This window comes from Mycolicibacterium gilvum (assembly GCF_900454025.1).
GTDB lineage: Bacteria > Actinomycetota > Actinomycetes > Mycobacteriales > Mycobacteriaceae > Mycobacterium > Mycobacterium gilvum.
Genome location: NZ_UGQM01000001.1, coordinates 2,280,097 through 2,292,058, shown reverse-complemented (window position 1 = coordinate 2,292,058; position 11,962 = coordinate 2,280,097). Strand labels below are relative to the sequence as shown.

General features: G+C 69.8%; 13 protein-coding genes. 2 read left to right on the top strand and 11 right to left on the bottom strand.

Features of this window, described 5'->3' with window-relative positions:
- Positions 1-79 precede the first annotated feature (79 nt).
- The 4 genes from cobO to mqo are packed head-to-tail and all read right to left on the bottom strand — an operon-like array spanning position 80 to position 4,594.
- Positions 80-694 carry a cob(I)yrinic acid a,c-diamide adenosyltransferase gene (cobO, locus tag DYE23_RS10815; protein ID WP_115327197.1) on the bottom strand — a complete coding sequence of 205 codons (615 nt, stop codon included), beginning with the start codon at positions 692-694 and terminating at the stop codon, positions 80-82.
- A 12-nt stretch (positions 695-706) separates the two neighbouring features.
- Positions 707-2,581 (bottom strand): magnesium chelatase subunit D family protein, encoded by a 1,875-nt coding sequence (locus tag DYE23_RS10810; RefSeq protein ID WP_115327196.1) that lies wholly within the window; start codon positions 2,579-2,581, stop codon positions 707-709.
- Positions 2,578-3,024, bottom strand: a complete 447-nt coding sequence (locus tag DYE23_RS10805; protein WP_115327195.1) for a GNAT family N-acetyltransferase — start codon at positions 3,022-3,024, stop codon at positions 2,578-2,580. The genes DYE23_RS10810 and DYE23_RS10805 overlap by 4 nt, the downstream gene beginning before the upstream one ends.
- 13 nt (positions 3,025-3,037) lie before the next feature.
- Entirely contained in the window at positions 3,038-4,594 is a 1,557-nt protein-coding gene (mqo, locus tag DYE23_RS10800) for a malate dehydrogenase (quinone) (protein ID WP_011894902.1), read from the bottom strand.
- 140 nt (positions 4,595-4,734) lie between these two features.
- Between mqo and DYE23_RS10795 the strand changes: the two genes are divergently transcribed.
- Together DYE23_RS10795 and mtr are read left to right on the top strand one after the other, a co-directional pair.
- On the top strand, positions 4,735-5,775 hold the full coding sequence (locus DYE23_RS10795) for an alpha/beta hydrolase (protein ID WP_099962679.1): 1,041 nt from the start codon (positions 4,735-4,737) through the stop codon (positions 5,773-5,775).
- Entirely contained in the window at positions 5,768-7,180 is a 1,413-nt protein-coding gene (gene mtr / locus DYE23_RS10790) for a mycothione reductase (protein ID WP_099961286.1), read from the top strand. The genes DYE23_RS10795 and mtr overlap by 8 nt, the downstream gene beginning before the upstream one ends.
- A 100-nt stretch (positions 7,181-7,280) precedes the next feature.
- Here the strand turns inward: mtr and DYE23_RS10785 are convergent, their stop codons facing one another.
- The 7 genes from DYE23_RS10785 to DYE23_RS10755 form a co-directional block, all read right to left on the bottom strand.
- Positions 7,281-8,033: an energy-coupling factor ABC transporter ATP-binding protein gene (locus DYE23_RS10785; protein ID WP_235660372.1), complete on the bottom strand. Its 753-nt coding sequence runs from the start codon at positions 8,031-8,033 to the stop codon at positions 7,281-7,283.
- Entirely contained in the window at positions 8,018-8,797 is a 780-nt protein-coding gene (gene cbiQ / locus DYE23_RS10780) for a cobalt ECF transporter T component CbiQ (protein ID WP_011894906.1), read from the bottom strand. The genes DYE23_RS10785 and cbiQ overlap by 16 nt, the downstream gene beginning before the upstream one ends.
- A 2-nt stretch (positions 8,798-8,799) precedes the next feature.
- A complete protein-coding gene (locus tag DYE23_RS10775; protein WP_011894907.1) occupies positions 8,800-9,171 on the bottom strand; it encodes a PDGLE domain-containing protein in 372 nt (123 codons plus the stop codon).
- Positions 9,168-9,875: an energy-coupling factor ABC transporter permease gene (locus DYE23_RS10770; protein ID WP_172527743.1), complete on the bottom strand. Its 708-nt coding sequence runs from the start codon at positions 9,873-9,875 to the stop codon at positions 9,168-9,170. Before DYE23_RS10770 ends, DYE23_RS10775 begins: the two co-directional genes overlap by 4 nt.
- A gap of 58 nt (positions 9,876-9,933) precedes the next feature.
- A complete protein-coding gene (locus DYE23_RS10765; RefSeq protein ID WP_217889564.1) occupies positions 9,934-10,254 on the bottom strand; it encodes an ArsR/SmtB family transcription factor in 321 nt (106 codons plus the stop codon).
- Positions 10,255-10,303: 49 nt separating this feature from the next.
- A complete protein-coding gene (locus DYE23_RS10760) occupies positions 10,304-11,140 on the bottom strand; it encodes a class I SAM-dependent methyltransferase (RefSeq protein WP_115327194.1) in 837 nt (278 codons plus the stop codon).
- 90 nt (positions 11,141-11,230) lie between these two features.
- Positions 11,231-11,959, bottom strand: coding sequence for a FadR/GntR family transcriptional regulator (locus DYE23_RS10755; protein WP_013472070.1), 729 nt, complete (start codon positions 11,957-11,959; stop codon positions 11,231-11,233).
- Positions 11,960-11,962: the final 3 nt, after the last annotated feature.

The following is an 11,962-nucleotide window of genomic DNA, read 5'->3' as shown; positions in this document are numbered from 1 at the left end:
CGCGAGCGTGCGTGTCCGCGGGCGACACGCCGCGCCATTACCGAACTCTGCGCACGCTCGCACGGACCGCGGCGCACGCTCACCACTCGATCCCCTTCTGGCCCTTGCGGCCCGCGTCCATCGGATGCTTCACCTTCGTCATCTCGGTGACCAGATCCGCGGCGTCCAGCAGCGCCTGCGGGGCGTCGCGCCCGGTGATCACCACGTGCTGGTTCCCCGGCCGGCGCGCGAGTGTCTCGACGACGTCGTCGACGTCCACCCAGCCCCACTTCAGCGGATAGGTGAACTCGTCGAGCACGTAGAAGTCGTGGCGCTGCTCGGCGAGCCGCCGCGAGATCTCGGCCCAGCCGTCGGCGGCGGCCGCCGCGTGGTCGACCTCGGTGCCGGACTTACGTGTCCAGGACCATCCCGACCCCATCTTGTGCCATTCCACTGGCCCACCGACGCCGCGTTCGTCGTGCGCGCGGCCGAGTTCGGTCAGCGCGGACTCCTCCCCGACTCGCCACTTCGCACTCTTGACGAACTGGAACACCGCGATGTCGAACCCCTGGTTCCAGGCGCGCAGCGCCATCCCGAACGCCGCGGTCGACTTCCCTTTCCCCGGGCCGGTGTGCACCGCCAGCAGCGGGGCATTGCGCCGGGCCCGTGTCGTCAGGCCGTCATCGGGAACCGTCAGCGGTTGTCCCTGAGGCATCGCATCACCCTTCTACGCGGCGGTTCTCACCAGCGCGGTCAGATTCTCGGCCCGCAACTCCTCCAGCCGGACCGCCGGCGCACCCAGCTGCCGCGCCAGCTCCTGGGCGAGATCGAGCCTGATGTAGGAGGTTTCGCAGTCGACCACGACGGCGGCCGCACCCTCGGCCACCAGCCGCGAGGCCGCCGTCCGGGTCCGGCCCAGCGGGTCGGGCCCGCCGGTGGCGCGCCCGTCGGTCAGCACCACGACGAGGCTGCGGCGCGCGCGATCGCGCGCCCGTTCCCGGACCACCATGTCCCGAGCGGCCAGAAGTCCTTGTGCCAGCGGCGTTTTACCGCCGGTGTCGAAGCGGGCGAGCCGGCGACTGGCGATGTGGACCGACGTGGTCGGCGGCAGCAGCACCTGCGCGTCCTGCTGCCGGAACGTGATGACCGCGACCTTGTCCCTGCGCTGGTAGGCATCGCGCAGCAACGACAACGTCGCCCCGCTGACCGCCGACATCCGGTCGCGGGCGGCCATCGACCCCGAGGCGTCGACGACGAAGATCACCAGATTGCCCTCACGCCCTTCCCGGACGGCACGGTGCACGTCGTCGGGACCGGGACGCACTGCGCCCGAACCGGTCTGCCGGCCGGCCGCCGCGAGCAGCGTCGCGAACACGTGCATGCCGTGGCCCACGTGCGGGTCCGACGTCGCCGACACCACCGACCCGGTGCGGTTGCGGGCCCGTGAGCGCCGGCCCGGGGCGCCTTCGCCCACGCCGGGGACGACGAGCGTCCTGGTCTTGAAGGTGGGCGACGGCGGTGCGCTCTGGCGCGTCGATGAGGATGGATGTGACGACGAATTCTGTTGGGGCGGCTGCCCGTCGGCCGAGCCGTCCGCTCCGCCTCCCGGCGGGTCCGGCTCGGGCTCCGGATCCGGCGTCTGGTCGGCGGATTCGCCGGCCTGTTCCATCGCCTCGTCGAGGGTGCCGGGATCCAGCCCGGGATCGTCGAACGGATCGCGGCGGCGGCGGTGCGGCAGCGCCAGTTCCGCTGCCACCCGGATGTCGTCCTCGTCGACGGTCACCTCACCGCGCCACGCCGCGTGCGCCATCGCGGTCCGTGCGACCACCAGATCGGCGCGCATGCCGTCGACGTCGAAGGCGGCACACAGGGCGGCGATGCGCCGTAACTCGTTGTCGGGCAACACCACATCGGGTACCAGTGCCCTGGCGTCGGCGATGCGCGCGGCGAGGTCGGCGTCAGCGTCGGCGTACCGCCGGGCGAACGCCACGGGGTCGGCCTCATACGCCAGACGGGTCCGGATCACCTCGGCGCGGACGTCGACGTCGCGCGAAGCCGCCACGTCGACGGTGAGCCCGAACCGGTCGAGCAGCTGCGGACGCAGCTCTCCCTCTTCGGGATTCATCGTGCCGATCAGCACGAAGCGGGCGTCGTGGCTGTGGGAGACACCGTCGCGTTCGATGTGCACACGACCCATCGCCGCCGCGTCGAGAAGCACGTCGACGAGGTGGTCGTGCAGCAGGTTGACCTCGTCGACGTAGAGGACACCACGGTGTGCGCGCGCCAGCAGGCCGGGAGAGAATGCGTGCTCACCGTCACGCAGCACCTTCTGCAGATCCAACGAGCCGACGACGCGGTCCTCGGTGGCGCCGATCGGCAACTCGACCAACTGGCCGCCGTCGTCTCCCGCCGCCGCGAACGCCGCGGAGAGCACCTGCGCCAGGCCCCGCACCGCGGTCGACTTGGCGGTCCCCTTCTCCCCGCGGATCAGCACTCCCCCGATGTCGGGTCGCACCGCGCAGAGGACGAGCGCGAGCCGGAGACGGTCGTGCCCGATCACCGCGCTGAGCGGATAGATGGGCGGGGACGCGGTGCCGGTCATGGTTTGACCATCGGGACGTGCGGGATGCCGTCGTCGAGGAATTCCGTGCCGTCGCGCACGAACCCGTGCCTGCCGTACATCTCCTCCAGATAGGTCTGGGCGTTGATGTGGCACGGGAAATCACCGACTTCGGCCAGCGCGGCGGTCAGCAACCGGGCGGTGTGTCCGTGACCGCGGGCGGTGCGCTTGGTGCACACCCGGCCGATCCGGAACGCCTTCTGGCCGGCCGGGTGTTCCTCCATCAGCCGCAATGTCGAAATGACTTCTCCTTCAGGGTTTTCCAGCCAGAAATGCCGGGTCTCGGCGAGCAGGTCGCGACCGTCGAGCTCGGGATACGGGGTGGCCTGCTCGACGACGAACACCTCGACGCGCAACTTCAACAGCTCGTAGAGCGTCGCGGCGCTGAGGTCCTTGGCCCAGCTGCGACGCAGCGCCACCGTCATGTGCGCGCCCGGATCAAACGGTCGCCGCTGTCGGAGTGTGTTCGGTGCCCGCCGTCGACTGGCCGTCCGTGGTGGCCGGTATCGCCCCGGCGGGCTTGTCGAGCTTGAGCACCTTCGTGCCGCGCGCCCACACCTCCTCGAACAGCTTCGGCTCGTCGGACAGCGTGACGCCCAGCGACGGGACCATCTCCTTGAGCTTGGGCTCCCAGCTCGGGTAACGGTCGGCGAAGCAGCGTTTCATCACGTCGAACATCGCCGGCACCGCCGTCGACGCACCCGGGGACGCACCGAGCAGGCCCGCGATGCTGCCGTCGGCGGCCGAGAGCACCGTGGTGCCGAACTCCAGCACGCCGCCCTTGCCCTTGGCCTTGCGGATCACCTGCACGCGCTGACCGGCGATGTCGAGCTCCCAGTCGGAATCCTTTGCGCTGGGCGCGAACTCACGCAGATTCTCGACGCGGGCGGCCTCGCTGAGCAGCAGTTGCCCGATCAGGTACTTCAGCAGACCCATCTCTGTGAGCCCGACGCCGAGCATCGACACGAGATTGTCGGGCTTCACCGAGAACGGCAGGTCGGTGACCTTGCCCTGCTTGAGGAACTTCGGCGACCAGCCGGCGAACGGACCGAACAGCAGCCACGACTTGTCGTTGATCACCCGGGTGTCGAGGTGCGGCACCGACATCGGCGGCGCGCCCAGCGGCGGCAGTCCGTAGACCTTCGCCTGGTGCTTCGCAGTGAGCTCGGGATTGCCGGTGCGCAGCCATTGGCCGCCGACCGGGAAACCGCCGAAGCCCTTGGCCTCCTTGATGCCCGCCTTCTGCAGCAGCGGCAGGGCTCCGCCGCCGGCGCCGACGAACACGAACTTCGCGTTGAACGTCCGCTTGCGGCCGGTCCGGCGGTTGACGACCTTGACCGTCCACGTGCTGTCGGAATTCTGGCTGAGGTTGGTGACGTCGTGGCCGAACAGGGTGTCCATGCCCTGCTGGGCGCCGAAGCCGAGGAGCTGTCGTGACAACGCGCCGAAGTCGACGTCGGTGCCGTCCTGGGTCCAGTTCAAACCGACGGGCTCGCGCAGGTCGCGACCCTCGGCCATCAGCGGCAGGCGGCGGGCGAACTCGCCGGCGTCGTCGATGAACTCCATGGTGCCGAACAGCGGGTTGCCGACGAGCGCCTCGTAGCGCTTGCGCAGGTACTGCACGTTGTCGGCCCCGGTCACGAAGCTGACGTGCGGGATCGGGTTGAGGAAGCTGCGGACGTCGGGCAGCACGCCGTTCTCGACGGCGTAGGTCCAGAACTGGCGCGACACCTGGAACTGTTCGTTGACGTTGACCGCTTTGGCGATGTCGATGGAGCCGTCGGGCCGCGCCGGGGTGTAGTTGAGCTCACACAGCGCCGAGTGGCCGGTACCGGCGTTGTTCCACGGGTCGCTGCTCTCGGCCGCCGCGCCGTCGAGGCGCTCGACCAGCGTCATCGACCAGTTCGGTTCCAACAGCCGCAGTAGCGCGCACAGGGTGGCGCTCATGATGCCGGCGCCGACGAGCAGGACGTCGGTCTTCTCTGCTTCTGACACCTTTTCGTGAGTCCTTCGTGGTCGCTGCCCGTTGCACACGGCTTTCCGGTGTTCAGGTTATCCCGCCAGGGTCCGTCGTAACCGGGCGACCGCGCTCAGGCGGCGCTCGCCGGCGGCAACACGCCACTAGGGTGGCTGTCGTGTCCGGATGGGAGCCCGACCCGCTGCCCGGATACCGGCAGCGCACCTTTGCCCTCGGGCCCGATCCCGACGGGGAGGGCGATCTCGAGGCGACGCTGGTGCGCCGCGGCGATCCCGACACCCGCGCCCGACATGCGGTGCTGATGGTGCACGGCTTCACCGACTACTTCTTCAACACCGAGCTCGCCGATCACTTCGCTGCCCGCGGCTTCGCGTTCTATGCGCTGGACCTGCACAAATGCGGGCGCTCACACCGCGACGGTCAGACGCCGCACTTCACCACCGACCTGGCGCGCTACGACGTCGAGCTCGAACGTTCCCTCGCCGTCATCGCCGAGGAATCCGCCGCGCGGGTGCTCGTCTACGGTCACTCGGCCGGCGGTCTGGTGGTGTCGCTGTGGCTGGACCGGCTGCGGGCACGCGGCGCCACCGCGTCCGCGGGCGTGGCCGGCCTCGTCCTGAACGCACCGTGGCTCGATCTGCAGGGGCATGCGATCCTGCGCACGCCGCCGATCACGGCGGCGCTGCGGGCGATGGCGCGGACGCGCAAGCACTCGGTGGTCCGCCGGCCCAACCCCGGCGGCGGCTACGGCGCGACGCTGCACCGCGACTACGCGGGCGAGTTCGACTACAACCTGCAGTGGAAGCCGATCGGCGGATTTCCGGTCACGGTCGGCTGGATCCACGCCATCCGGCGCGGTCAGGCGGCATTGCACCGCGGTCTCGACGTCGGGGTGCCCAACCTGATCCTGCGTTCCGATCACAGCGTGCGTGAGGCGCCGGACCCGGAGCTGATCCAGCGCGGCGACGCCGTGCTCGACGTGGCGCAGATCGCGCGCTGGGCCGGATGCATCGGAAACCGGTCGACGATCGTGCCTGTCGTCGACGCCAAACACGACGTCTTCCTGTCGCTGCCCGGGCCGCGCGCCGCGGCGTACGCCGAGCTCGACCGCTGGCTCGACTCATATCTGGCCGGGTCGGCGGCGCCGTCGACACCCTCCGAGCCACCACCGTCCGACGGGAGCACACCCCATGGCTGATTTCGACCTCGCGATCATCGGCACCGGCTCGGGCAACTCGATCCTCGACGAACGCTATGTCGACAAGCGGGTGGCGATCTGCGAGCAGGGTGTGTTCGGCGGCACGTGTCTGAACGTCGGGTGCATCCCGACGAAGATGTTCGTCTATGCCGCCGGGGTGGCCGAACAGATCAGGGAGTCAGCCCGTTTCGGCGTGGACGGGCGCCTCGACGGGGTGCGCTGGCCCGACATCGTGTCGCGGGTTTTCGGCAGGATCGATCCGCTGGCCGGCGGCGGTGAGCAGTACCGCCGCTCGTCGCCGAACGTGGAGGTGTTCGCGAGCCACACCAGGTTCGCGGGACCCGATTCCGGCGACGGATACCGGCTGCACACCGACGACGGCGACGAGTTCACCGCCGAGCAGGTGGTGATCGCCGCCGGCGCGAGAGCCACTGTGCCGCAGGCGATTCTCGAGTGCGGGGTGCCCTACCACACCAGTGACACCATCATGCGGGTCTCGGATCTGCCGGAGCATCTGGTGATCGTCGGCGGCGGCTTCGTCGCCGCGGAGTTCGCGCATGTGTTCTCCGCGCTCGGTTCCCGGGTGACGATCGTGCTGCGTGGCACGACCATGCTCAGCCACTGCGACGACACCGTCTGTGAACGGTTCACCGACATCGCGGGCAAGAAGTGGGAGATCCGGAGTCGACGCAACATCGTCTCCGGCGAATCAGACGGGTCCGGTGTGTCACTGCGACTCGACGACGGCGCGACGTTGCGCGCCGACGTCCTGCTGGTCGCCACGGGCCGCGTCCCCAACGGGGACCGCCTCGATGCGCACCTCGCGGGCGTGGAGGTCACGGACGGCCTGGTGACCGTCGACGAATTCCAGCGCACCACGGCACGGAACGTGTTCGCGCTCGGCGATGTCAGTTCGCCCTATCAGCTCAAGCACGTCGCAAACCACGAGGCACGGGTCGTCAAGCACAACCTGCTTCAGGACTGGGACGACACCGAGGCGCTGATGCCTGCCAATCACGACAACGTGCCGTCGGCGGTGTTCACCGAGCCTCAGATCGCCTGCGTGGGGCTGACCGAGAACGAGGCCCGCGCGGCGGGGTACCGGATCCGGTCGAAGGTGCAGGACTACGGCGACGTCGCCTACGGGTGGGCGATGGAGGATTCGACCGGGTTCGCGAAACTGATCGTCGACGACGAGACCGGGTTGCTGCTGGGCGCACACATCATGGGTCATCAGGCGTCGTCGATCATTCAGCCGTTGATCCAGGCGATGGCGTTCGGGTTGCCCGCCCAGGACATGGCGCGCGGCCAGTACTGGATCCATCCGGCGTTGCCGGAGGTGGTGGAGAATGCGCTGCTGTCGCTGTGCGGCGAGCCGCCCTGGCCGCGGCCTCGGCGGCATTAGGCAGAAGCCGAAGCCCCGGCGGCATTAGCGCCGAAATTGCATTCCAGCAGGCCGCTTCTCGACTTCCCCTGCTGGAACGCAATTTCGGCGCAGGGTTGGGTCAGCGGAGCCCGACGGTGAAGCCCCAGGGCAATTCGAGGCGGTGTGCGGCGAGCAGCGCGGTGTCGGACAACACGTCGTCGATCGCACCGTCGGCGACGATGACGCCGCCGTCCATCACGATCGCCCGCCGGCACAGTTGCGCGGCGTAGGGCAGGTCGTGGGTGACGATCAGCATCGTCGCGTCCAGGCCCGACAGTGTCTCGGCGAGTTCGCGCCGGGCGACCGGATCGAGGTTGGCCGACGGTTCGTCGAGCACGAGCACCTCGGGCTCGCAGGCCAGCACGGTCGCCAGCGCGGCTCTGCGCCGCTGCCCACCGGACATGTGGGCGGGGCTGCGTCCGGCGAGCTCGGTCATGGACACCACCGCCAGTGCGTGCGCGACGCGGGCGTCGAGCTCGGCGCCGCGCACCCCGAAGTTGGCCGGACCGAAGGCGACGTCCTGGGCCAGCGTCGGCATGAACAACTGGTCGTCGGGATCCTGGAACACCAGCCCGACCCGTCGGCGGATGTCGCGCAGCGTGCTGCGTGACAGCACGGTCCCGCCGATCTCGACGTCGCCGGCCGAGGCGCGCAGCACGCCGTTGAGATGCAACATCAGGGTGGTCTTGCCGGCCCCGTTGGGTCCCAGCAACGCGACACGCTCGCCGTCGGCGATGTCGAGGTCGATCCCGTCGAGTGCGACGTGCCCGTCGGGGTAGCTGTACCGCAGGCCCCTGACGCGGATCGCCGGTCCGCTCACAGCGTCGCCCACGCGCTCGCGGCCACCGCGACGGCGGCGGCCGCCGGCAGCAGCGCCATCACCCACTGACGCGGCGTCGCGGCCGCGACGCTGCCCGCCCCGACCGCCAGCGCCGGGACATGGCCGTCGAACCCGCGCGACAGCATGGCCAGGTACACACGCTCACCGCGTTCGTAGGACCGCAGGAACAGCGATCCGACACCGCGGGCGGTCGCGCCGATCTGATGGAACATCCGCGGCGAGTCGCCGCGGGAGACGCGCGCCATCCGCATCCGGCGGGCTTCGGCGGCCAGCACGTCGATGTAGCGGATCATCAGCGTCAACACGGACACGATCATCGCCGGGACCCGCAGCCTGCTCAACGCGACCGGCAGTTCGCGTGACGTCGTCGTCGCGGCCACCGTCAGCGACGCCGCGACACCCAACGTGCCCTTGATCACGATGCCCCACGCCGCGTAGAGGCCCGCGATCGACAGGTGCATCCCGGCGAGGCTGACCCGCTCGCCGCCTTCGGAGAACGGAAGCAGCACCGCCAGCACGAGGAACGGCGCCTCGATGAGCATTCTCGGCAGGATCCACCGCAGCGGGATGCGCGCCGCCCGCCACACGGCCAGGATGATGAGCGCGTAGACACCGAACGGCCAGAACAGCTCTCGCGGTGTGGCGACCACGGCGAGCACGAAGGCCGCCAGGCATACGATCTTGACCTCGGCGGGCAGCCGGTGCACGGGTGAGTCGCCGTCGCGGTAGAGCGGATGGGAATGCCCGCCGCCCACCGCTACTCCCCCACTGACGATTTCGGCCGTGCGCGCGATCGGGCGATGGACCAGAACACGCCGCCGGCAACCAGCACGGTGACCAGCACGCCCACGACACCCGCCGCACCCCCAGTGCCGTCGCGGCCCTCGACGGCGTAGTCGGCCAGCGGTGAACTCGTCAGAGGATGTTCCTGCGCATGCTGGGCGATGCACTCGCCCCGGAGCTGTTCTCCGGCCGCGGTTTCGACGATCTCGCAGCCCCGCAACGTCGCCGAGTCCAGACCGTCGGGGCTGGAGCTGGCGAAGGAGGACACGACACCGGCGATCAGCAGCGTGGCGACGGCGAATGCGGCCCAGAAGAACCAGCGGCGTCCGCCCGACGGCCGGGTCATACCGGCACCGCCTGCCGCGCGGGGTGGGTTCGCAACAGATAGACCAGGTCGGGGCGCGCCCGCACGACCGCCATCACGGTCAGCGCGGTGATGACGCCCTCCCCGATACCGATCAGCACGTGGGTGCCGAACATGTAGGCCGCAACCGTTCCGAGCGAGGTCGTCGCCGCCCCTCCGAGCGCATACTGCGCGACGAATCCCATTGCCGCGCAGACGGTCCCGACCACAGCGGAGACGAAGGCGATGACCCCGACCACGGGCACGGCGAGGTCGGCCCGCCGGCGCCGCAGCACCCGGTAGAGCAGCACCGCGGTGCCGTAGCCGGCTGCGACGCCGATCACGGACATGTTGGTGATGTTGGTGCCGAGCGCGGTCACCCCGCCGTCGGCGAACAGCAACGCCTGGACGATCAGCACGATGGAGACGCACAGGGCCCCGGTGTAGGGACCGACGAGGATCGCGGCAAGGGCGCCGCCGAGCAGGTGACCGCTGACGCCGGGCAGGATCGGGAAGTTCACCATCTGCACGGCGAAGACGAACGCCGCCACCAGCCCCGCCAGCGGCACCGTGCGCTCGTCGAGTTCTTCGCGGGCCCGCCACGCGCAGATACCGAGCGCTGCGACGGCGATCGCGACGAACAACATGGAGATCGGCGCATTGATGATGCCGTCGCTCATGTGCATCGCGACGTAGTGGGCGCTCACTCGGCGAGCGTAGGCCGCCTTTCCGTCACCTGTCTAGCTGAACATATGAACAGGAGGCTCAGCCGTGCCGGGCGCCGATCCAGTGCAGCAGGTCGTGGACCACTTCGTCCTCCAGGCGGTAGGTGACCGAGCGTCCGGCACGGGTGCTGGTGACCCACCCCTGCTGGCGCAACACCCGCAACGCCTGCGAGACGGTGTTCTCCGACCGCCCCAGCGCGGCGGCGAGGTCGCTGACGCAGATGCCCGGTGCGCGGTGCAGACACAGCAGGATCTCCAGGCGGTGCGGGTCCGACACCAGGTCGAAGCGCTGCGCCCAGCCGGGGGTGTCCACCTCCGCCAACGCCGACGAGGCCCGGTCGACGAGCTGCTGATCCTCCACAGGGCAAATGTAGTACCCGGCCACCCCGCGGTGACCATCATCCGCCCGGTCAGCGTTTCGTGGCGGTGACCAGCAGATACTCCGCGTCGTAGGCGGTACCGTCGGCGCCGTCGGCCTGGTTCCAGGTGGTCAGGAAGTCCAGGAACGCCGCGTCGAGTTCCGCGAGGCGCTCGGGCCGGTCCTCGTTGAACCTGTAGGCGGCGAGGGTGGGACCGTAATTGCGCTTCCAGTACTCGCGGAAGTCCAGCGGTGAGGCGCAGTGGTCGAAGCGGACGGTCTGCCGGCGCATCGTCAGATCCCTGACACGGTCGCCGAGCAGCGCTGCGACATGATTCTCCGAGCCCCACATCGGCGGCGGGGAGGCGCCCGGGGGCGGCGGTGGTGCGTAGGGCTTCATCGTGGCGAACAGGTGGCCGATGAAACCCTCGGGTGTCCAGCTGATCAGCCCGAGGGTGCCGCCGGGACGGGTCACCCGCACGATCTCGTCCGCGGTCGCCTGATGATGGGGCGCGAACATCGCACCGACGCAGGACATCACGACGTCGAAACTGTCGTCGGGAAACGGAAGCGCCTCGGCGTCGGCCTCCACCCACTCCACCGCGACGCCGCGCTCGGCGGCGATGCGGCGCCCGGCGTCGAACAGTTCCGGCGTCAGGTCGCTCGCGGTGACGACCGCGCCGGCGGCGGCCGCGGGGATCGACGCGTTGCCCGACCCGGCGGCGACGTCGAGGACGCGGTCGCCGGACCGGACACCGCACGCACGGACCAGTTCGAGTCCGAGGGACGGGATCAGCTCGGCCGCGACGGCCGGGTAGTCACCGGACGCCCAGAGCGCGCGGTGTTTGGCCTTCAATGCCCTGTCGTCCTCGTTGTCGACGGTCGCCATGTCGTACTCCTTCGTGAACTGTGGTTTGCCTCATGAACACAGCTTCCACCAGGTCACAGGCGCGTGGGAGCGATTCGCCGCCGCAAGGATTCAGTCCAGGAAGCCGTGCAGCAGCGCCGCGGAGCCCCAGACGTGGGCGGCCATCGTCTGCGCCGCGGTGTCGGCGTCACCGGCCAGGATCGCGGACACGATCGCCTCGTGCTGTTCGTCGGAGTGGGCGATGTTGCGGGTCATCAGCGGTATGCGGTCGAGCAACTCGTTGAGCCGCATCCGGTTCTGCGCCACCAGTGGAACCAGCGACGGCACCCCGGCCGCCTCGGCGATCGCGAGGTGCAGCCGAGAATCGAGGCGACGGTAGTCGGCGGGGTCGGCGCCTCGGACATCGGCGAGTCGACTCCGCAGGGCCTCCCGCTCCACCGCGGCCAACGTGCGCACTGCTGCCATCCGCGCTGCCCCGACCTCGAGGATCTCGCGCAGGCGCACCGCGTCGTCGATGTCGTCGCGGTGCATCTCGGTTCCGTCGGCCCGCGGCGCGGGCAACGCGTCGGCGAGGAACGTCCCGCCGTAGCGCCCGCGGCGGGACACCAGATAACCGGCGTCCGCGAGCGACTTGATCGCCTCCCGCACCGTGTCACGGCTCACCCCCAGCCGCGCGGCCAGTTCCCTTTCGGGGGGCAGGGATTCGCCGGGGGTGAGCACGCCGAGCCGGATCGTCTGCAGCAGCCGCTCGACGGTGTCCTCAAAGGCGTTGAGCGGCCGCACCGGACGCAACAGCGCTTCACTGGCATCGCTGCTGTCGGCGGGGTCCGGCGCGGCCATCGC